Origin of the sequence: Lewinella sp. JB7 (assembly GCF_024297185.1) — a bacterium.
In the GTDB taxonomy this organism is placed as follows: domain Bacteria; phylum Bacteroidota; class Bacteroidia; order Chitinophagales; family Saprospiraceae; genus Neolewinella.
In genome coordinates, this window is sequence record NZ_JANCTD010000005.1 from 194301 (window position 1) to 214267 (window position 19967).

Genomic DNA, 19967 nt, shown 5'->3' on the forward strand with positions numbered 1-19967 from the left:
GTAGTCGTGCGGATACGCCGGCAAATCGCGGGAGATGGATGTTGACCCCTCACTGAAGGAAGGGACTAGCAGCCGTGGTAAGAAACAGGCCGGCCGCCGCCGTCAAACAGCGAAAGTAGTAAGCGCGGATAGTCGCCGACATCCTACTGAATCAGCGACTGCGTATAACGTCCGAACCGTACGGTGAATACCTGCGAACTGTGGTTCGGCGAGGTGAACATGGACGCCTGTCCACTAAAGCTACCCCGGGCGGCGGGATGTTGACCGAAGACATCGATACGGGGCAGAACGATGGTGTAATCACCGCTACCGGAGGGAAGGATCCGAGTTTGTGCGAAAACTGGGAGGAGGGGGGGGACGCGCCCGATCTCCCGGCGGGCCTGGGGAGGTCGTGACATCTCCAGGAACTCACTCTGAAGGAGAGTGATCGTAAGGGAAGGCTGCGCGGCAATTTCCCCGCTGAAGTACAGCAGGAGTAGGAGAGTAAAGGCTTTTTTCATGAGTAGGGTTAAACTATAGCATCAACGCCTTCCGGTCACAGTTACCGCAAGGCATTAATCCAAACTCATCTTTACCGCCCGCTATTGCCCCTCCGGGCTTTATTTAACGATCAACATATTGCTCAAGCTGCCGTACCGGAGTACGTAGACTCCACCCGGAAGCGCATCCGGAATTCGAAAATTTACCTCTCCGTCCGCGGGAATGGGCCAGGACCGTATGGCCCGCCCGGTAACGTCGTACAGCGTGAGGTTTGCCGGCACCCGGTCGGCGGCCGTACGCAGGGTGACTTCTTGTCCCGTACGGGCCGGATTCGGCCAGAGAGCGGGGCTAGTGGTTTCGGGCAAACCAACCACCGTACGAATCACTCCGAAGCGCTCGTACTGGCCGTCGAGGTCCGTCTGCGACAGCCGGTAATAGTTAGCTCCGGCAACGGGATCGGTATGGAGGTAACCGTACAGTTCACTCTCCTTGGTATTTCCCCGACTGTCGATGCGTGCGATTTCCTGAAAGTCGGTGCCGTTGGTGCTATGTTCGATGGTAAAGTAGTCATTGGACTCCTCTACGGCCACCATCCATTCCAGTCGGACGCTCCGGGCTTGTACCGTTACGGCATTCCAGGAGGTGAGGGTTACCGGAAGTTGGCTGGCCGGCATGGACTGACAACTGGCACTGGCGCCGCAGTTGTTCAGTTGGGCTTCCAGGTCGGGAAATGAGAACTTTTCGTACGTCGTGCCCCCGTTCTGAATGGCGGACTTGTTGTGCAGGCCGACCAGACGGATAGTCGTGCCTTCGGAGATCCAGATATCGGTCGGGATGGTCAGGTTACCGTGCTTACCGACGGTTATCGTAACGTCGTCCGCGAGGATGATGCCGGGGTTACAGTCCGTTTTGAGGGTGGTGACCACCCACTCGTTGATGATGAGCTCACCGCGGAAGACGCCGTCGATTACGGCCGGGTTGTCCCCCTGCGCGCACTTGACGCAAATATCTTCCGTATTGCTGGCGATCGTACAGGTAGGCACCTGGGCACGGACGGGAGGGATGAGGGCCGTAGCCCCCATCAAAAAGAAGAAAACTCTTAACATAATGTGTCTGTTGCCAACCTCCGCAATCGCGGACGATTGAGTAAATGTCTCAGTGTCGAAATATCAGTATGCGAAAACTATAGGGTCGTGAGGCCTAGCTGCCTCACGAAAACATTTGGGTGAGTTCCCCCGTTGGCCGGCCCGGTGCATTCCGGATCCCGGCGGATACTTAATCAGTCTCTGGGAGTTTATTTGTTACGTCGGGCAAAGTCAAACGGCCGGAACAAGTGGGATGGTCGAGTTTAAGTGAGCGGTGCGTTAACTACGGAGTGTCAGGGGCCGTCCGGCGGGGGCTACCTGCCGGACGGCCGATCGAACACGGGAGTGACCACCAATCGCCTAGCGAACGACCAGCAGTTGACTGCTGCGACCGTGACGGATCACGTAAACACCGTTCGCAACGCTAGCGGGTAGTTGAATACGCGTAGACTGGTCGGGGGCGGTGGGGTAAGATCCGATGATGCGACCATCAATGTGGTGCAGGGTTACCGGACTGCGTTCCTGTACGTCCAGGCCGCGGACTACGATCTCCTGTCCGGGGTGGGCGGGGTTGGGGGAAAGGGTCTGCCGGGATTCGGTAGAGGCCGCTACCGCACTGATCACGCCGAAACGGTTAATGGTGCCGTCGATATCGTGCTGGCAAAGCCGGTAGTAATTAAATCCTGCTGTGGGACTGAGGTGGTGGTAAGTATAGTCCTGCACACTACTGGTGTTGGTACTTCCTGGCACGATGGCGAGCTTGCTAAACGTAAGTCCGTCGATGCTGTGCTCGACCGTGTAGTAGTCATTATCGGTTTCGCTGGCGGTGCTCCAGCTGAGGGCGATGCCCGCTGGGGTGGGGATGGCATCCCAGCTCAGTAGGGTAACCGGGAGTTGGCTGCTGCCGCCGCCGCCTACGCCGCCTACGCCGCCGCTGCCGGCGGGGGGGGACATGATGGCCGCCAGATCGTCGTAAGTGTTCGGTCCGCTATAGGTAAAGTTCGTTCCGAATGCATTTATCAGTCCACCGTGTACGTGGTGACCGGTAACCGTTGTGGTGGTGCCTTCCTGTACATAAGGATCGGCGGCGAAGTACAGGTCGTTCCGCTTGTCGATGTCGATAGCAACGTTGTTGGCAAACGTTACGGTAGCCAGGCAGGAAGCCGAGATCGTATAAGTGGTATTGATACGGAGAGTACCGGTAAACACGCCATTAACGAGGGCGGGGTTGGTGCCGCTGGAGCAGGTAGTGCAGAAATCGGCGGAGGCATTGTTAATGGTGCAGGTCTGAGCAGCCATAAACAGGCTCAGCCCCGTAAGGGCGAGAGTAAAAATGAATCTCATGAAAAGGTGTTTAGTGTCGGATCCCGGGATATCCCGGACATCCAAAATTCGCTTTAAACAGTGTCTGGAAAGGCAAAAACCCTTCCGTCTTAAAAAACTAAGTCGGTCACTGTTCTTGCCTACATAAAGGCTGAAACGGCAACCTGATTTCGCCTTAACCCGCCCTTGTTCTGAACGGCCGGTTTGGTGTTCTGAACGGTCATTGCTGGTCGCGACCACATGGAAGCTAAAGCAACCGCCCTTACACCTAAGACGCGCGTCCGGAGATCGGTCACCAAATCCAACCTCTTAAATTTTTAGCGGTTTCCTGGCTCCGGACATCTATAAAACGGGCGGATCGTATGTGTATTGCGACTTGTATGTGTGTACGCGCAATATTTTCAGAATGATGATAATTCAGCAAAATAAGGGCCATGGAGCCATTTGAGCCCCATTTTATGCCGAAACAGCGATGGGAGTGGAATAAAATTTGTTAACGTTTTCCCGCCCACGTTAACGGACGACAATTTTCCGGTAAACCTGCCCGGGAAAAAATATTCCCGCGCCCGGCGTATGCGACACGACCGCTTTCTTTGCACCTATGCCCCACTTACTGACCTCCGCCCTTCCTTACGCTAACGGACCCCTTCACCTCGGCCACCTCGCCGGGGCTTACTTGCCCGCCGATATATACGCCCGCTTCCTCCGACTGACGGGCAAGGACGTTCTCTGGGTCTGCGGCAGCGACGAGCACGGGGCAGCTATCACCCTACGGGCTAAGAAGGAAGGCATTCAGCCGCAGGACATCATCGATAAGTACCACGCCCTGAATAAGGCCAGTTTCGCGGCCCTCGGCATCAGCTTCGATTATTATCACCGCACGAGCACGCCCCTGCACCACGAAACCAGTCAGGACTTCTTCCGCACGCTCGACGAAAAGGGCGGGGAGTTCATCGTCCGCAACACCGAACAGTACTACGATCCGACCTTCGGGCAGTTTCTGGCGGACCGGTACATAAAGGGTACCTGCCCCCGCTGCGGTTTCGCGGAAGCTTACGGCGATCAGTGCGAGAACTGCGGCAGCGACCTATCGCCTACCGAACTGATCGAGCCGGTATCCGTGCTCAGCGGCGCCACTCCCGAACTCCGCGAAACCAAGCACTGGTACTTCGATCTGGCCAAGTACGAGGACTTCCTCCGCACCTGGATTCAGGAAGGGACGATCGATGGTAAGCAGGTTCACGATCCCGGCAAGTGGAAGAAACACGTGATCGGTCAGTGCATGAGCTGGCTGAACGAAGGGCTGCAGCCCCGGGCCATCACCCGCGACCTCGACTGGGGCATCAGCGTACCCCGGGAGGATGCCGCGGGCAAAGTGCTCTACGTCTGGTTCGACGCGCCCATCGGCTACATTTCCAGTACGAAACAGTGGTGCCTCGAGAACGGGCGGGACTGGAAGGACTACTGGCAGAACCCCGATACCGAACTGGTCCACTTCATCGGGAAGGACAACATCGTCTTCCACTGCCTCATTTTTCCGGCCATGCTGCGGGCACACGGCGATTACGTACTGCCGAAGAACGTGCCGGCCAATCAGTTCCTCAACTTCGAGGGCGACAAGTTCAGTAAGTCGCGCGGCTGGGGCATCGAACTGCACGAATACGTCGAGGAGTTTAAAGATTTTCCCAACGGTGAAGATGCCCTACGCTGGGCCCTCATCCGTAACCTGCCCGAACAGAGCGACGCGGATTTCACCTGGGACGGCTTTACGGAATACTACGACAAGGACCTGGCCGACAAGCTCGGTAATTTCTTCAACCGCGTCACCGTACTTACCCATAAGTACTTCGGCGGGCTCGTCCCCCCCGCGGGGCAGTGGGCGGGGTCGCAGGTGCGGAGCGAGATCCAAGGAGCAATGCAGACCATGGCCACCCACATCGAAGCCTTTCGCTTCAAGGATGCTGCAACGACGCTCGTGGAGCTGGCCTCCTACGGAAATACATACCTCCAGGAATCCGCCCCTTGGTCCCTGGCGAAGGCCGACGACCAGGACCCCCGCATCGCGGAGATCATGTACAACAGTATTCAGATCGCCGCCGCGCTGGCCCTGATGGCCCACCCCTTCGTACCCCTGGTAAGTGCCAAACTGCGCACGGTGCTGCGGCAGGAAGTGGTGGAAAACGGCGACTGGGCGGTGGCCCGCGACCTGCTCGAAGCACGCAAGCCTCTGCTCGAGGCCGGTCGGACCATCGGCGAGGCCGGTGTCTTATTTCCCAAAATCGTGGACCGCAAGGACGATACCCTCCAGAAGATCATTCAGGGACAGCGGGATAAACTGCGGGTTCCGGCGGCATCACCGACTACTGAGCCCGGCCCTCCCGCAACGGAAGAATCCGCGGCGACGAAGCCCGAAATTACTTTCGAGGACTTTACGAAACTCGACCTGCGGACCGCAAAGATCCTGACCGCGGAACCGATCAAAAAGTCCAACAAACTGCTGCATCTGACCATCGACCTGGGCGGTGGCGAAACCCGCAGCGTGGTCAGCGGAATCGCCAAGCACTTCGATCCGGCGGGGCTGCCCGGACGGCCGGTAGTGGTCGTTACCAACCTGGCTCCCCGCAAGATGGCCGGTGTACTGAGCGAGGCCATGATTTTGATGGCCGAGAACGGGAGCGGGGAGCTGACCTTCGTGGCGGCGCCGGAAGGCTTCGGCGCCGGTTGGGAAGTACGCTAGCAGTTAATCCCCTATTTTTGCGGCCTGGCTATCCCCCCAAACCCGGTTGCGTGTGCCCAATGAAAAGAGACGGGACCATAAGTTAGATTTGCTGCGGTACGTGGGACTGGTCATGATCGTGGCCGCTCATCTGACGCCCCCCGCCCTCCTTTTTCAACTGCGAAATTTTGATGTACCCCTCATGGTACTGGTATCCGGCGCATCCTATCGCCTTGCGTACCGGCCCGGGATCGACTACCCCCGCTACGTCTGGAAGCGCTTCAAGCGGCTGGTGTTCCCCGTCTGGCTGTTCCTGATTTTCTACTTCGCGGCCCTTGCGGTGCTGGCCCCCGGCAACGACAATCTGCGGGCGCAGATGATCGCCGAAAGTTTTATGTTGTTCGAGGGCATCGGCTACGTGTGGATCATCCGGGTGTTTCTGCTGATGGCCCTGGTGGCCCCGCTGCTTTACCGCATACACCAAAGTGTTGATTCCGATACGCGCTTCGTCCTGCTGTTTTTGTGCGGGCTGTTCCTCTACCAGGGGTTCAATTTCTTGTCCGTAGAGCAGTGGCTCGGCACCCCGGGGAAGGTGGTGGTCGAATCCGTATTGTACTACCTCATTCCCTACGCCCTGGTCTACGCGCTCGGTATCCGACTAGCGCAACTGTCGCCGCGCCACCTGCGGGCGCTCTTTGCCGGTTTCCTGCTGAGTTTTATCGGGCTGGCCGTTGTGCTGTGGGTGGGGGAGGGTGACTTCGTGCCTACTCAGGACTATAAATATCCCGTGACCTATTACTACCTGTCGTACGCCCTGATGGTGTCGCTGGGCCTCTGGCTGAAGGGGCAGCAACTCTGGGACATACTGCCCGGGCGCGTACGGACGTACGTCCTGTTCACCTCCCGGAACAGCATCTGGATCTATCTCTGGCACATTCCCCTGGTCAAGCTGTCCCAGCAGGTAGATCTGCCCTTCGTCGTTGAATACCCACTCACCATTGCCGTAGCAACGCTAATCGCCTACGTTCAGGTCATCCTGGTCGGCCGGGTCCTTGTGCCCGGGATCGGTAGCGACCGGTGCCGGAAGAATCTCCGGATGATCCTTACCGGTTAGAAGCATTGCCGGAGCCGATCGCCTAAAAGTCGGGTGAGCACAGAACAAAGCGGAAGGAATGCGGGTAGCCCAATCACAGTCACCGAACCCATGCCCTTTCAGCTGCACAAACCGCGGGAGATCTCCCTGGTCCTGACCGGTATCGCTTTACTCATAGCGGCCGTTTGCGTGGATCGGCGCGACACGGAACCCGTATTCTCGCCCTACCAGGATGGGTACACCGGAGACGAAATAAATCCCCTGGATCGCCTGGGTTATACGACCCGCGACGAACGGGCCGGACGGCTGGCCGATGCCGGACTCTACGGTGGACCCACATTGCCCCTCCTGCTATCGCTGGACCCGCGCGCCCGCTACCATTATCCGACGGTTCTCCTCCTGTGGCTTCAGACAATGCTGCTGACCTTTTCCCTTTCCAGTCTGATCAAAAACACCGTAAGCCGGCCGCGTCCGTACATCTACAACGAGGACTGGGAACTGGAACGCAAGCTTACCCGCAAGGACCGGGCGGCCTTTATTTCCGGACACGCCGCGAACGCCACGGCGGGAGCGGTACTCTTCGCTTCCCTTCTTTCGGCCTACGATAATCGTTTCAGCTGGCATGCCCGGGTCCTGGCCACGCTCGTTGCCGGGGGCACGGCCTACCTACGGGTCAAGGCCGGCAAACACTGGATTACGGACGTAACGGCGGGGGTGCTCCTGGGCGGCGGGATCGCGGGAGCCGTGGTTCGTTGGCACAGAAGCGAGGAAGACTAGGCAGGGAGTCGGCGGATTTTTGCAGCTTTGCGGACACACGGATCCGGCCGACCGCCGAACCATCCGTGCTACCCGTTCGTTCCCCTAGCGAAAATTCGCTGTTATATTCGCGATTAAACGTCCCTTATGAAGTTGCTTGTTTGCGTCAGTAAGACGCCCGAGACCACCACTAAAATTCAGTTGACCGCCGATGGTAAGGAAATCGATACCGCCGGTGTACAGTACATCATGAACCCCTACGATGAGTGGTACGCCCTCGTACGCGCGCTGGAACTGAAGGAGTCGGCGGGCGGCTCCGTAACTATTCTGAACGTCGGACCGGCCGACAACGATTCGGTCATCCGCAAGGGGCTGGCCATCGGAGCGGACGACGCGGTTCGCATCGACGTAAGTGAGGAAAAGGACAGTCTGTACACCGCCCGGCAGATTGCGGAGTACGCGAAGTCGCAGGCCTACGACATTATCTTTTTCGGCAAGGAGACCATTAGTTACAACGGTTCCGAAGTCGGGGCCATGGTAGCCGAATTTCTCGATCTGCCCTACGTCGGAGAGGCGAGCCACCTCGAGGTAGACGGCGGCAAGGCCACCATTACCCGGGATATCGAGGGGGGCGAAGAGGTGATCGAGGTAGACACCCCCGTGGCCGTCAGCGCCGCTAAGGGCATGGCCGAACAACGGATACCGAATATGCGGGGCATCATGATGGCCAAGCGAAAGCCGCTCGAAGTGGTCGCCGCCGTCGATTACCCCGATACCACCCGCATCGTTACCTACGAAAAGCCGGAAGAGAAGGGCAGCGTAAAGCTCATCGATCCCGATAATATGGACGAGCTGGTGCGCCTCCTGCACGAGGAAGCTAAGGTGATCTGATCACCCGCTCCCGACTTCATTCTTTTCCCAAACCAAAAAAAGCATACCATCATGGTATTAGTATACGCAGAGGCCACCAACGGTCAATTCAAGAAGGCGGCCCACGAAGTAATCACCTACGGCAAAAAGACGGCCGACATACTCGGTACCGAGTGTCACGCCCTGGTCCTGGGAGACACCCCGGGAGCCGAGGCCCTCGGAAAGTACGGAGCCGGCAAGGTGTACCGGGTCAGCGGTGCTTCACTGGCGGCCTTCGACGCGGCCGTCTATACCGCGGCCATCGCCGATGCCGCGAAGCAACTGGGCGCCACGGTCATCATCCTGTCGCACAACAGCACGGGCAAGAACATTACGGGACGACTCGCCGCGCGCCTCGAGGCCGGTTCGGTACCGGGAGCTAATACCGTTCCCGAAATGCGCGACGGTTACTTCACGGTACGCAAGCCCGTATTCTCGGGAAAGGCCTTCGCCGACGTGCAGCTGCTTACGGACGTAAAAATCATCAGCGTAGCCGGCAACTCCATTCCGGTGAAGGAATCGGGCGCGGAAGCTAGCGTCGAAACGCTGGAAATAAGCCTGCCGGAGCCCCGGACGAAGGTCGTCAAACACCAGGTGGCGACCGGACGGGTCCCGCTGCCCGAAGCCGAACTCGTCGTGAGTGGCGGCCGGGGCCTCAAGGGTCCCGAAAACTGGGGCGTGATCGAAGATCTGGCGGAGGCGCTGGGAGCTACGACCGCCTGCAGCCGTCCGGTGGCCGATTCGGACTGGCGTCCCCACCATGAGCACGTAGGTCAGACGGGAGTAGCGATTCGCCCGAACCTCTACATCGCGGCCGGCATCAGCGGTGCCATCCAGCACCTGGCCGGCGTGAATAACTCAAAAACGATCGTCGTCATCAATTCGGATGCCGATGCCCCCTTCTTTAAGGCTGCCGACTACGGAGTGGTGGGCGACCTGTTCGAAGTGCTTCCGCGCCTGACGGAGGCCGTCAAGAAGTACCGCGGACAGTAATTCACTAGTCGATCAGAAGCCGCCGGGTAACGGGCTGCTCCCCTCCGATGTGCAGCAGGTACAGGCCGGCGGCCAGCGAGACGGTCGGTAAGTACTGGGTCCGGCCACTGATGCGGAAGGTCGTAATGAGTTGACCTGTATTAGAATATAGGCTTCCGACTTCGCCTTCCCGGCCGGCGGCCCGGATCCGGACAGCGCCGGCGGTCGCCGGTTGGGGCCAGATCTCCAGGGGTGGCTGTATTTGCCCCTCCCGGACCGTCAGGATCGTAGAGTAGTGAACGGCTCCGTCGAAGTCGACCTGCCGCAGCCGGTAGCGCAGTTGTTCCGGCGGTGCGTCGGTGTCCAAAAAGGTGTAGTCCGCCCCGTCTACCTCGTTCAGTGCCGTAACCCGGCCTACCGTCTCCCAGGCCGGTTCCCGCGTCGAACTCCGCTCCACGGCGAAAAAAGCCGCGTCCACTTCGCTGGCGGTCGACCAGTCGAGGCGCACGCCTCCGGATGTACGCTTACCGTTGAAGGAAGCGTAGGTGACCGGCGCGCTGGAGGTCACGGCGAAGCTGTAGTTGGCGCCCCCATTGTTGTTGAAGGTGATGGTGCGCAGGTCGGCGTTGGCGGCCGTGACGGCACTTGTGATTGGGTTTGCATTAGATGTAGCTGATGACAGCAAGTAGTAACTCACTGTTTCACCTTCAGTTAACCCCTCACCAGGAATATTACCAGTAAAGGTACCATCATCATTGTCAGTCATCGCTACTATAAAAGAAGAAGCAAATCCGTCGTCCGAATAACGGATGTACATATTCTGACGGTTTTTGATAGTTTGACCTGCTCCTAAAGTTGCTGTTATCGATACTGACGTATTAGGTGGAGAAACTCCGTCTGACACGGTTGAAGTCACGTTGTTAATTTCCCGGACCGCATCCGTCAGTCTCCAGAAAATGAACTGTCCCGACTGGTTGGCCTGGGGAGTTTTGAATACATACGTTCGTTGGCTGCCGTTGGTCCGAAAAGATCCCGTGGTGCAGGGCTGCACACCATTAATGACGGATCCATCGAGGGTGCCGATGTCGAGGTTGCCGGAACACCCGGAGGGGCCAACCTCAATGCGGGTGCCGGAAGCATTGCGGGTAACGAGGCGGAAGGTTTTCTGGCCGGAGTTGGTTACGGTGATCACGCCACGCTGCGTACCGCCGATGGAGGAGGTGAAGAGTACGTCGCTACCGGAAGCGGAGAAGGGGGACTGGCCGGCCGTTGCATACTGCCCCGAAACAGTTGCCGCCGCCAACAGGGCGAGGGCAAAAAAATAAAACTTGGTCATTTTCATGAGTTGATTACAAGTCGTCACAGACTTTAGAAAGCATTGAATCGTTTACACATTCCCATAAATTGTATGTGAAGGATTTTTAAGAACTCGCGAAGGGGCGGATCGGTGGGTGCCTGCCGGCTCCGCAAGTCTTACCGTCTGCGCCGGCGGGTGGACCGTATCCCCAGCGCACCGAGTAGTCCGCGGGTGAGTTCCCGGGCTACCGTCCGGCCGATCTGGCGGGTGGTGGTGTTGGACATGATGCGTTCGAACATGGATTTGTCGGCACCGCGCCGGCGGGAGGTCGTCGTTCGTTCGGCCTTCTCCCGTTGCTCCTCGATCGTTTCCTGGTGTTCGGCCTCCCGGGCCCGGGCCAGTTTGGCTTCCAGGATTTCGTAGGCGCTCTTGCGATCGATCGCTTCGTTGTACTTGCGTACGAGGGGGGAGTTGGCGACCAGGCGGTCGATCTCGCGGTCGCTCAGAATGTCCATGCGGCTTTCGGGAGCCCGCAGGAGGGTGCGCGCCAGTGGGGTAGGGCGCCCTTTCCGGTCGAGGGCGGTCACGAAGGCCTCGCCTGTCCCCAGCTCGGTAAGCGTCTGATCGATATCGTAGTACTTGCTTAACGGGTAGTTTTCACTGGCCAGTTTGATGGCCTTGCGATCCCGGGCCGTAAAGGCGCGCAGGGCGTGCTGAACTTTCAGGCCGAGCTGCCCCAGAATGTCGGCGGGTATGTCGGCGGGGTTCTGAGTGACGAAGATCAGGCCGACACCCTTAGAGCGGATGAGTTTGATGATGGCTTCGAGCTGGTCAAGCAGGGCGTCGGTGGCTTCCTCGAAGATGAGGTGTGCCTCATCGATGAAGACGACCAGTTTCGGGCGATCCAGGTCCCCTTCTTCCGGGAAGGTGGCGTAGATCTCCGCGAGGAGTTGCAACATGAAGGTAGAGAAGAGTTTCGGGCGATCCTGCACGTCGGTGAGGCGCACGATGGAAACGATGCCCCGCCCAAGTTCGTCGATCCGGGTGAGGTCCTCAACGTCAAAGCTGCGTTCCCCGAAGAATTTTTCGGCTCCCTGCCCCTCCAGTTCGACGACCCGGCGCATGATCGCTCCGACCGAAGCGGTGGAAATGCGGCCGTACTCCTTCTCCGCTTCGTCCTTTCCCTCGTTGATCAGGTACTGCAGCACCTTGCGCAGATCCTTCAGGTCGAGCAACGGCAGATCGTGGTCTTCGGCGTACTTGAAGGTGACGGCGATGATGCCCGACTGGGTATCGTTCAGCCCGAGCATCTTGGAGAAGAGCACGGGGCCGAACTCCAGCACCGTAGCCCGCAGGCGCGCGCCCGGCTCTTCGCTCAGACTCAGCAGCTCCACGGGACTGGCCCCGGCGGTGAAGGGGATGCCGATGGCCGCGTGGCGTTCGTCGATCTTCGGATGGCCGTCGCTGGCCACCGCGATGCCGCTCAGGTCGCCCTTGATGTCCATGAGCAGACTGGGCACCCCCTCCCGGCTCAGCTGTTCGGCGATTATTTGCAGGGTTTTTGTCTTGCCCGTGCCGGTAGCTCCGGCGATGAGTCCGTGACGATTGAGGGTACCCAGGGGGATACGGACCAGGGCCTTATGCAGGGTTTCCTCGCCCAGCATGGCCCCCCCGAGTACAATGGAGGGACCCTCGAAGGTGTAACCCTGCTCAATTTCGCTACGGAATGCCTCAGTCATCGTTGTTCTTTTTTTGGTTCCACGTTTCGACGCGACGGTCGTATTTCTTCTTACTAAAGGGCCAGAAATCGGGGTTCCCCACGCTCTCCAGCTCGGCCTCCAGATCTTCCGGCATCAGATCCGGAAAAAAGTCGATGCCGGTACGCGTTTCCACTTCGTCGATGCTGACCGCGAACTCCGGTAGGGGGTCGAAGCTGATCTCGTTGGGAATGATGAAGCCAATGCCCTTTTGTTCGGGTTGGTCGAGGTCCAGCAGTACCTTAAAGTACGCCCGGGGTACGGCGACGCGGTTGTCGCGGCCGATGTGGTACTTCGGGGGCTCCGTGGTTACGGGGCCGGTGATGACGTAAAGTCGTTCGAAGCGATTGGCCCAGTCGCGGGTCAGTTCTTCCAGTTCCCGCCAGATGCCTTGATTGAACTGACGGGCCTGGGGGCTTACGTTGCTGAGGTAGAAGGTGCGGTCGGCCAGCTCCGGGTCCCAGGCGAAGTCGGCAAATGGTGCTAGGTGCCCCCGGTCGTACCCGCTGCCCCGGTAGTCGGCGTCGGTAGCCGAGCCGGTCCCCACGGCGGGGTCTTCGCGAAAGTTATCGCGGCGTTCGGTCCACTCCCGTTGCAGGTGGTCCCGGGTAAGTACGTAAGCTACCCATTCGGCTTGCTCCCAGTCTTCGTTGTAGGACAGTACGAAACCGCCGTGATCGATCACCTCTCCCCGGGTACCCCGGGGCAGGTAGTAGTTTTCTCCGCTGTATTCCACCGGGGCCGGCTCCTGCGTTCCCGCCCCCTCGCTCCACGTGCGAAACCCCCACACCAGTCCCCCCAGAATGGCGGCGAAGACACCCACTTTCACGATCGTGCCGCCAGCCGCCGCACCGCCCCGCCGGGCGTGGTTTCTCCGCAATTTGGCCATAGCCCGTAAGGTCCAGGTAATATTTAGAATATCAAAATAAGCCCTAGCCGAACCACCGCCCGCGGAACGTACCCCGGCTGTATTCGAGGGTGGGGGCCGGTACCTTAATGAAGTCCAGAATACCCAGAGCCAACCGGACCCACCGCTTTTTGGTCGGTATACGGCTCAGGTACAGATCGGGACTCAGAAACCACTGCCGGCGGCGATCGTCGGGGCGGTAGCTGAAGCCTACTCCGTCCTCCTTCCACACATTGCCGTACGCTCCGTACACATCCTCCACCCCGTAGCCCACCGCGATGTTGAGCCACTGGGGCAGGGGACTCTTTGGTATAAATGCCGCAGGGTTGACGGACAGCCAGATGGTCTGAGTATTGTAGTCCTTGAGGAATCGCTCGAAGGGGTTACCCCCGAAGCGTTCACGCACGACGTAGCCCAGGTTGCCGGTAGTACCGTCGTTGCGTACGACCGGCACGTCGGGTACGGGCCTGAAGTCATTCGAGACTTTGATCAGGATGCGCTGCTCGCGCCAGAGGATGTCCTGTACGGTGAATACGAGACTGCCGGCCAGGTTAGCACCCATATCGCTGAGGCTAAAACCCCAGTTGGAACTGAAGCCGTCCATGGTTTCGATCGTTGCCTGCAATAGATTGGCCACTCCCAGTGCCGTGTAGCGGGCGGCCGGTCGCTTCACCCCCGCCCAGCGCAGGCCCGCGAAAGCGCTGCGGTTGAAGAAATAGGCGGTGAATACGTGACCGACCTTGTCCATTTGTTCCCATTCCGGCCAGTCGTTGAAGGTGTGAAAGCCCTCCAGCTCGTACCCCTTGTACCAAATAGAATAGAGGCCCACCCCGAAGCCCAGGTAAGCCCCCGCGCCGATGCCCGCGGAGGTGTAGAAGCGCGTCCGGTTAAAGGATTCCGCCGGCTTCAGCCAACCCTCACCGGCTACGTCTTCCAGGGGGTCGAGGCGGGTATAATCGTACCGGAGTTTAGCGTCCGTTTGGGTATAAAGGGCGGTAAACGCGGGAGCGAGCAAAACCGTAAATAGCAGCGTGCGTAGAGTTAGATGCATACATTTGGGGTTAAGCCGTTAACGCCGTTACGCGTTAATTTAGCGTACCTCCCGCCACCCCAACCCCTACTCTTACCCGCTACCTATGCGTTCCCACCTCGTTGCCCCTTCCCTCCTTGCCGCGGATTTCCGCCGCCTCGACCGTGCCGTAGAACTGGTGAATACCAGCGAAGCCGACTGGTTTCACCTCGACGTTATGGACGGTCGCTTCGTCCCCAACATCTCCTTCGGACAGTTCATCATCGAGCAGATCGCCCGGGATGCCGAGAAGTACGTCGACGTGCACCTGATGATCGAGGATCCGGGGCGCTACGTGGAGAGCTTCGCCCGCGCGGGAGCCAGCGGGATCACCGTCCACGCCGAGGCCTGTACTCACCTGCACCGGGTAGTGCAGCAGATCCGGGAGTGCGGCCTCAAGGCCGGGGTAGCGCTGAACCCCCATACGCCCGTCAGCCAGTTGGAGAACGTCATCGAAGACCTGGATACGGTGCTGATCATGACGGTCAACCCCGGCTTCGGCGGTCAGCAGTTTATCTACCAGAGCATCCCGAAGCTACGCCAGACTCGTGACCTGATCACCGTGCGCAACGCGCGCGCCGTTATCGAGGTAGACGGCGGGATCGGTCTACAGAACGCCCAGAAGGTGCTGGAGGCCGGCGCGCGGGTGCTCGTGGCCGGCAGCGCGGTCTTCGGGGCCGACGATCCGGCGGAAGTCATCCGTCAGTTGAAGGCCATCGACGCCAATCCGGTGGCTTACGTATAGGAAAAGCATGAAGGATCGGTCATGCTTAAAAGTCAGGTTTTGCTAGGGGGCTAGCAGGGGGCTGACGTATCTTTGCGGCTTAATTGACCCCATGGCCGATAATATTCACCCCATCTACGACCGTCTCGTGCAGCGCAAGGAACGCGAAGCCGCGAACGGGCACCGGGGTGGGGTGGTGTGGCTGACCGGGCTTTCCGGTAGCGGCAAGAGTACGATTGCCGCGGCGGTCGAACGTAAGTTATTCGAGCGGGGCGTGTTTGCTCAGGTACTCGACGGAGACAACGTTCGTAACGGCCTGAACGGAAATCTGGGTTTCAGCCTGGAGGACCGGAAGGAAAATACCCGCCGGGTAGCGGAGGTGGCCAAGCTCTTCGCCCACGCCGGGGCCATCGTCCTTTGCTCCTTCGTCAGTCCTACCCGGCAAATGCGCGCCGAAGTGGCCGAGATCGTCGGATCCGACGATTACTTCGAAGTGTACGTCAATACCCCGCTGGCGGTGTGCGAACAGCGCGACGTAAAGGGTCTGTACGCCAAGGCCCGTGCCGGCGAACTGAAGAACTTTACCGGAATCGACAGTCCCTACGAAGCCCCCGTACAACCCTTTCTCGACCTGAAGACCGCCGAACTGACCGTCGACCAGGCTGCGGAGCAACTCATTGAATCTCTACCCCTATGACCGCTAACTATCAGCTTAATCACCTGCGCGAACTGGAGTCCGAAAGCATCTTCGTACTGCGCGAGGTCGCCGCTCAGTTCGAAAATCCCGTCCTGTTGTTCAGTGGGGGGAAGGACTCGATCCTGATGGTACACCTGGCCGTTAAGGCCTTCTATCCGGCCAAGATTCCGTTCACTCTGTTGCACGTCGACACCGGCCATAATTTCCAGGAGACGATCGACTACCGCGACCAGCTGGTTGAGCGTATCGGGGCCAAACTGATCGTCGGATCCGTACAGGAAGCTATCGACAGCGGCATGGTTCGGGAAGAGACCGGCTACAACGCTACGCGCAACTACCTGCAGACCGCCGTGCTGCTCGACTCCCTCGAAAAGGGGAAGTATGATGCCGCCTTGGGGGGAGGCCGCCGCGATGAGGAGAAGGCCCGTGCCAAGGAACGCTTCTTCAGTCACCGCGACGAATTCGGCCAGTGGGACCCCAAAAATCAGCGACCCGAGCTCTGGAACCTGTTCAACGGACGCAAACAGTACGGGGAGCATTTCCGCGTATTCCCCATCTCCAACTGGACGGAACTGGACGTATGGCAGTACCTCGCGGTAGAGGAAGTGGAACTCCCGAATCTGTACTTCGCCCACGAGCGGAAGGTGTTCCGCCGCGACGGAATGTTGCTGGCCGAGTCAGAGCACCTGCCCCGCCGGCCCGAGGAAAAACTGGAGCGCATGACCGTTCGCTGCCGCACCATCGGCGACATTACCTGCACCGGCGTATGGGAATCGTCGGCCGCCACCCTCGAGGATATCATTGCCGAAGTGAGCATGGCCCGGCAGACCGAGCGCGGAGGACGCGCCGACGACAAGCGTAGTGAAACCGCCATGGAGGACCGCAAGAAGCAGGGTTATTTCTAAGGACGCGCAGCAGACGTGCATTTCATCAATTTTCAAACACCAAATTGTACATGGTAAATTCCCTAGCGCACACGGAGCTTCTTCGTTTCACGACCGCCGGCTCGGTCGACGACGGTAAGTCAACGCTCATCGGACGGCTGCTGTACGACTCCAAGTCCATTTTCGAGGATCAGTACGAGGCCATCTCCCAAACCAGTGCTAAGCGGGGGGAGGAAGGCGTCAATCTGGCCCTGCTTACCGACGGCCTGAAGGCGGAACGGGAACAGGGTATTACGATCGACGTAGCCTACCGCTACTTCGCGACCCCGAAGCGGAAGTTTATCATTGCCGATACGCCCGGCCACATTCAGTATACGCGCAACATGGTGACCGGCGCTTCCACGGCCAACGTTGCCCTCATTCTCATCGATGCCCGTAAGGGAGTCGTCGAACAGACCCGGCGGCACGCGTTCATTGCCTCCCTGCTGCAAATCCCCCACCTCATCGTTTGCATCAACAAGATGGACCTGGTGGATTTCAGCGAAGAGGCCTACAACAAGATCAAGGATGACTTCAGTGGGTTCAGTCACCGGCTTGACGTGAAAGACGTCGAGTTCATTCCCATGTCGGCCCTGCTCGGCGACAATGTCGTGGACCGGAGTTCCAATATGGACTGGTACGGCGGTAGTACCCTACTGTATGCCCTGGAGAACGTGCACATCGGTAGCGATAACAACTTTATTGACTGCCGGCTGCCCGTGCAAACCGTCATTCGTCCCTACAGCGATGCCTACCACGATTACCGGGGTTATGCCGGCCGGATCGCCGGCGGCGTATTCAAGAAGGGCGATAAGATTACGGTCCTGCCGAGCGGTTTTACGAGCACCATCGCCAAGATCGATACCTACGACGGCGAACTTGAGGAAGCCTTCCCCCCCATGTCCGTCACCCTGCTCCTGGAAGACGAGATCGACATCAGCCGGGGCGATATGATCGTACGCGAGAACAACCAACCCGACGTAAGCCAGGACATCGAGGTGATGCTGTGCTGGTTCAACGAGCGTCCGCTCCAGCCCCGCGGCAAGTACGCGATCATGCACACCACCCAGGAGGCGCGGTGCATCATCAAGGATGTTCGCTACCGGCTGGACATCAACACCCTCCACCGCGACGAGGAGAACAAGGAAGTCCGGATGAACGACATCTGCCGGGTGCTGCTCCGCACCACGGCTCCCCTGCTTACCGATCCCTACCGCAAGAACCGGATCACCGGCTCCGTCATTCTGGTGGATGAGCAGACCAACGAAACGGTGGCGGCCGGTATGGTCATTTGATCCCCGCGTCCATGCGTCCAATCCTGATCTGCTGCTACCTGGCGGTGTGCCTAACTTCCTGCTACGAGGCGTCTACGGGTTGCCTGGATCCGGATGCCGATAATTATGATCTGCTGGCTGACGAGGGCTGCACCGACTGTTGCACTTACCCCACGCTTTCGGTACGATCCACCGTGGTCTGGCAGGATACGGCGGTAGTAGCCGGCCAGACGTACCGCGACGGGGCGGGCCACGACTTCCAGCTTATTCGCTTCCGCTACTACCTCGGGGATTTGCGCCTGGAATCAGCGGCCGCCGATCTCCCCGACCCCAGCCGCTCCGTAACCCTACTGGAAGTACTGGACGGAGACACCAGCCAGGTGACCGTGAACGGGAACTATCTGCTCGCCACCACTGCCTCGGTCACGACCACCGGGGTAGGGACGGTGAATACTGGCGTCAATCCGCTTACCTCCCTCAGCGGGAGCTACGGCCTGCCCGATCGCTACCGGAACGTCATTCCCGCCAGTGCGCCATCCGGCGATGCGCTACGGACGCAGGCGGGCCGACTCAATTTCCGGGACGGCCGGGGGTACGTACAGGCGCGGCTGGAGTACACGCTGCCGACCCAGGCGGATACGCTGTCGGTCAGCTCGTTCGGCAGCACACCCTTCGAAATTGATTTCGGCGGTGGGATCGTCCGCGTCCGTGGAGCGGATATTCGACTCGACATGTACGCCGACCTACACGCCTTGCTCGGGACGATTGACCTCACGTCCGACAGTGCCACGATTGCGAATGGGCTAGGACGGACCACCGAATTCCTTTCGGTGGTAGGAATCACCCAGTAGTCTTACTTTACACGAATGCCCGTCCGCCTATTCGTGATGCTGTGTCTAATCGTGTTCGGGTGCACCGAGCCGACCGAGCCGCGCTTCCAGTTGGAAGAACCCTTTTATCTGGTGGAAGGAGATATCGCGGATCAGCCTGACTTTAGTGAGATTCGGATCAGCCGGTCGCGGTTCAGTAATGTCCAACTCACGCTGGAGCAGGTCACCGACGCAGCAGTTACCACTACCGAAGCCTTATCGGGGGAAGTGGTTATATGGAGCCACGACCCCGAGCGACCCGGCACGTACATTCCACCCCCCGGGTTTGTCGCGCAGAGCGGCGAGGTCTGGTCGGCAACGGTTTCCTTCCCGGATGGCTCGCGGGTAGTCTCCCTGCCCGAACGGCTTCCGGATCCGGTTGACGTTGAGGGCTTACGCGTAGTCTTCGACCAGGAAGGCGAATACGACCGGGCCCGACGGATATTCGTTCCGCTCTTTCGCATTTTACTCGACTATACGGATCCGGCCGGTACGGCCAACTCTTACCAGTGGGACTTTCGCTACTGGGAGGAGGAGTTCGTGTGCGCCACCTGCATTGGGGGCGTGTACCGGGGGGGCAGCTGTATCGCACGGCCCGTCGGTTCCGGACAGGACAGTCGCTACGATTACGCCTGTGCGGGAGAGGAGACCTGTTTTCAGCAGACTCGGGGTCACCAATTTAAGTATGGATCCGACCGGGCGTTCAACGGTAGTTCGGTCAGGGGGCAGGAGATCGGGACGATAGAATTCACCACTTATGGCGGTCTCCTGGTGGAGGGAATCCTTTACAGCCTCACCGCCGAGGCATACAACTACGGCCGCGTAGTCGCCGATATCGTGGAGGGTAATAGCGGACTTAATGCAACCATTCCCGCCGCCCTGATCGGGAACATGCGCGATCCGGACAACGAAGATCGGCAGGTACTGGGCTTCGTTCGGGCGGTATCGGTGGCCACGCAGCGGCGGTACCTACTGCGCGACGTGGCCACCGGCACCCCCTCCCCGAACCCGACGGTGATCAATTACGAGCCCCCGGTTGGTTTGTTCGTCCCCCCCCGCGCACCCTGCCGGGGAGAGGGTCGTTCTCCGGGAAAGCCCGCCGGTTGGCCCTAACTT

General features: G+C 59.3%; 18 protein-coding genes. 11 read left to right on the top strand and 7 right to left on the bottom strand.

Annotated features, from left to right (window positions below):
* Positions 1-143: 143 nt before the first annotated feature.
* From NMA52_RS10865 to NMA52_RS10875, 3 genes are all read right to left on the bottom strand, one after another.
* Positions 144-500, bottom strand: a complete 357-nt coding sequence (locus tag NMA52_RS10865; protein WP_254827689.1) for a hypothetical protein — start codon at positions 498-500, stop codon at positions 144-146.
* A gap of 99 nt (positions 501-599) precedes the next feature.
* Positions 600-1586 (bottom strand): T9SS type A sorting domain-containing protein, encoded by a 987-nt coding sequence (locus NMA52_RS10870; RefSeq protein ID WP_254827690.1) that lies wholly within the window; start codon positions 1584-1586, stop codon positions 600-602.
* A 339-nt stretch (positions 1587-1925) separates the two neighbouring features.
* The gene (locus NMA52_RS10875) at positions 1926-2909 is read right to left on the bottom strand and encodes a hypothetical protein (RefSeq protein WP_254827691.1); all 984 of its coding nucleotides are present in this window, start codon (positions 2907-2909) and stop codon (positions 1926-1928) included.
* A 580-nt stretch (positions 2910-3489) separates the two neighbouring features.
* Between NMA52_RS10875 and metG the strand changes: the two genes are divergently transcribed.
* The 5 genes from metG to NMA52_RS10900 all read left to right on the top strand — a co-directional run bounded on the left by metG (position 3490) and on the right by NMA52_RS10900 (position 9355).
* Positions 3490-5625, top strand: a complete 2136-nt coding sequence (gene metG / locus NMA52_RS10880; protein ID WP_254827692.1) for a methionine--tRNA ligase — start codon at positions 3490-3492, stop codon at positions 5623-5625.
* Positions 5626-5677: 52 nt separating this feature from the next.
* On the top strand, positions 5678-6718 hold the full coding sequence (locus NMA52_RS10885) for an acyltransferase family protein (RefSeq protein ID WP_254827693.1): 1041 nt from the start codon (positions 5678-5680) through the stop codon (positions 6716-6718).
* A gap of 90 nt (positions 6719-6808) precedes the next feature.
* Positions 6809-7474 (top strand): phosphatase PAP2 family protein, encoded by a 666-nt coding sequence (locus NMA52_RS10890; RefSeq protein WP_254827694.1) that lies wholly within the window; start codon positions 6809-6811, stop codon positions 7472-7474.
* Positions 7475-7600: 126 nt separating this feature from the next.
* The gene (locus NMA52_RS10895) at positions 7601-8344 is read left to right on the top strand and encodes an electron transfer flavoprotein subunit beta/FixA family protein (RefSeq protein WP_254827695.1); all 744 of its coding nucleotides are present in this window, start codon (positions 7601-7603) and stop codon (positions 8342-8344) included.
* Between the two features lie 51 nt (positions 8345-8395).
* Entirely contained in the window at positions 8396-9355 is a 960-nt protein-coding gene (locus NMA52_RS10900; protein WP_254827696.1) for an electron transfer flavoprotein subunit alpha/FixB family protein, read from the top strand.
* Between the two features lie 4 nt (positions 9356-9359).
* Here the strand turns inward: NMA52_RS10900 and NMA52_RS10905 are convergent, their stop codons facing one another.
* The 4 genes from NMA52_RS10905 to NMA52_RS10920 all read right to left on the bottom strand — a co-directional run bounded on the left by NMA52_RS10905 (position 9360) and on the right by NMA52_RS10920 (position 14346).
* The gene (locus NMA52_RS10905) at positions 9360-10670 is read right to left on the bottom strand and encodes a T9SS type A sorting domain-containing protein (RefSeq protein ID WP_254827697.1); all 1311 of its coding nucleotides are present in this window, start codon (positions 10668-10670) and stop codon (positions 9360-9362) included.
* A gap of 137 nt (positions 10671-10807) precedes the next feature.
* The gene (locus tag NMA52_RS10910) at positions 10808-12370 is read right to left on the bottom strand and encodes a helicase HerA-like domain-containing protein (protein ID WP_254827698.1); all 1563 of its coding nucleotides are present in this window, start codon (positions 12368-12370) and stop codon (positions 10808-10810) included.
* Positions 12363-13277 carry a DNA/RNA non-specific endonuclease gene (locus tag NMA52_RS10915; RefSeq protein ID WP_254827699.1) on the bottom strand — a complete coding sequence of 305 codons (915 nt, stop codon included), beginning with the start codon at positions 13275-13277 and terminating at the stop codon, positions 12363-12365. The genes NMA52_RS10910 and NMA52_RS10915 overlap by 8 nt, the downstream gene beginning before the upstream one ends.
* A gap of 43 nt (positions 13278-13320) precedes the next feature.
* Positions 13321-14346, bottom strand: a complete 1026-nt coding sequence (locus NMA52_RS10920; protein ID WP_254827700.1) for a DUF2279 domain-containing protein — start codon at positions 14344-14346, stop codon at positions 13321-13323.
* Positions 14347-14431: 85 nt separating this feature from the next.
* Between NMA52_RS10920 and rpe the strand changes: the two genes are divergently transcribed.
* From rpe to NMA52_RS10950, 6 genes are all read left to right on the top strand, one after another.
* A complete protein-coding gene (rpe, locus tag NMA52_RS10925; RefSeq protein WP_254827701.1) occupies positions 14432-15109 on the top strand; it encodes a ribulose-phosphate 3-epimerase in 678 nt (225 codons plus the stop codon).
* A gap of 91 nt (positions 15110-15200) precedes the next feature.
* Positions 15201-15785, top strand: a complete 585-nt coding sequence (gene cysC, locus NMA52_RS10930) for an adenylyl-sulfate kinase (RefSeq protein ID WP_254827702.1) — start codon at positions 15201-15203, stop codon at positions 15783-15785.
* Positions 15782-16690, top strand: a complete 909-nt coding sequence (gene cysD / locus NMA52_RS10935; protein WP_254827703.1) for a sulfate adenylyltransferase subunit CysD — start codon at positions 15782-15784, stop codon at positions 16688-16690. The genes cysC and cysD overlap by 4 nt, the downstream gene beginning before the upstream one ends.
* Before the next feature lie 50 nt (positions 16691-16740).
* Positions 16741-18003 (top strand): sulfate adenylyltransferase subunit CysN, encoded by a 1263-nt coding sequence (gene cysN / locus NMA52_RS10940; protein ID WP_254827704.1) that lies wholly within the window; start codon positions 16741-16743, stop codon positions 18001-18003.
* Between the two features lie 11 nt (positions 18004-18014).
* Positions 18015-18833, top strand: coding sequence for an MbnP family protein (locus NMA52_RS10945; RefSeq protein WP_254827705.1), 819 nt, complete (start codon positions 18015-18017; stop codon positions 18831-18833).
* A gap of 15 nt (positions 18834-18848) precedes the next feature.
* A complete protein-coding gene (locus NMA52_RS10950; protein WP_254827706.1) occupies positions 18849-19964 on the top strand; it encodes a DUF4249 family protein in 1116 nt (371 codons plus the stop codon).
* Positions 19965-19967: the final 3 nt, after the last annotated feature.

Excerpts from the sequence above, each read along its gene's own strand:
- NMA52_RS10865 (WP_254827689.1), bottom strand. The coding sequence starts at position 500 with ATGAAAAAAGCCTTTACTCTCCTACTCCTGCTGTACTTCAGCGGGGAA.
- NMA52_RS10870 (WP_254827690.1), bottom strand. The coding sequence starts at position 1,586 with ATGTTAAGAGTTTTCTTCTTTTTGATGGGGGCTACGGCCCTCATCCCT.
- NMA52_RS10875 (WP_254827691.1), bottom strand. The coding sequence starts at position 2,909 with ATGAGATTCATTTTTACTCTCGCCCTTACGGGGCTGAGCCTGTTTATG.
- metG (WP_254827692.1), top strand. The coding sequence starts at position 3,490 with ATGCCCCACTTACTGACCTCCGCCCTTCCTTACGCTAACGGACCCCTT.
- NMA52_RS10890 (WP_254827694.1), top strand. The coding sequence starts at position 6,809 with ATGCCCTTTCAGCTGCACAAACCGCGGGAGATCTCCCTGGTCCTGACC.
- NMA52_RS10895 (WP_254827695.1), top strand. The coding sequence starts at position 7,601 with ATGAAGTTGCTTGTTTGCGTCAGTAAGACGCCCGAGACCACCACTAAA.
- NMA52_RS10900 (WP_254827696.1), top strand. The coding sequence starts at position 8,396 with ATGGTATTAGTATACGCAGAGGCCACCAACGGTCAATTCAAGAAGGCG.
- NMA52_RS10905 (WP_254827697.1), bottom strand. The coding sequence starts at position 10,670 with ATGACCAAGTTTTATTTTTTTGCCCTCGCCCTGTTGGCGGCGGCAACT.
- NMA52_RS10910 (WP_254827698.1), bottom strand. The coding sequence starts at position 12,370 with ATGACTGAGGCATTCCGTAGCGAAATTGAGCAGGGTTACACCTTCGAG.
- NMA52_RS10915 (WP_254827699.1), bottom strand. The coding sequence starts at position 13,277 with ATGGCCAAATTGCGGAGAAACCACGCCCGGCGGGGCGGTGCGGCGGCT.
- NMA52_RS10920 (WP_254827700.1), bottom strand. The coding sequence starts at position 14,346 with ATGCATCTAACTCTACGCACGCTGCTATTTACGGTTTTGCTCGCTCCC.
- rpe (WP_254827701.1), top strand. The coding sequence starts at position 14,432 with ATGCGTTCCCACCTCGTTGCCCCTTCCCTCCTTGCCGCGGATTTCCGC.
- cysC (WP_254827702.1), top strand. The coding sequence starts at position 15,201 with ATGGCCGATAATATTCACCCCATCTACGACCGTCTCGTGCAGCGCAAG.
- cysD (WP_254827703.1), top strand. The coding sequence starts at position 15,782 with ATGACCGCTAACTATCAGCTTAATCACCTGCGCGAACTGGAGTCCGAA.
- cysN (WP_254827704.1), top strand. The coding sequence starts at position 16,741 with ATGGTAAATTCCCTAGCGCACACGGAGCTTCTTCGTTTCACGACCGCC.
- NMA52_RS10945 (WP_254827705.1), top strand. The coding sequence starts at position 18,015 with ATGCGTCCAATCCTGATCTGCTGCTACCTGGCGGTGTGCCTAACTTCC.
- NMA52_RS10950 (WP_254827706.1), top strand. The coding sequence starts at position 18,849 with ATGCCCGTCCGCCTATTCGTGATGCTGTGTCTAATCGTGTTCGGGTGC.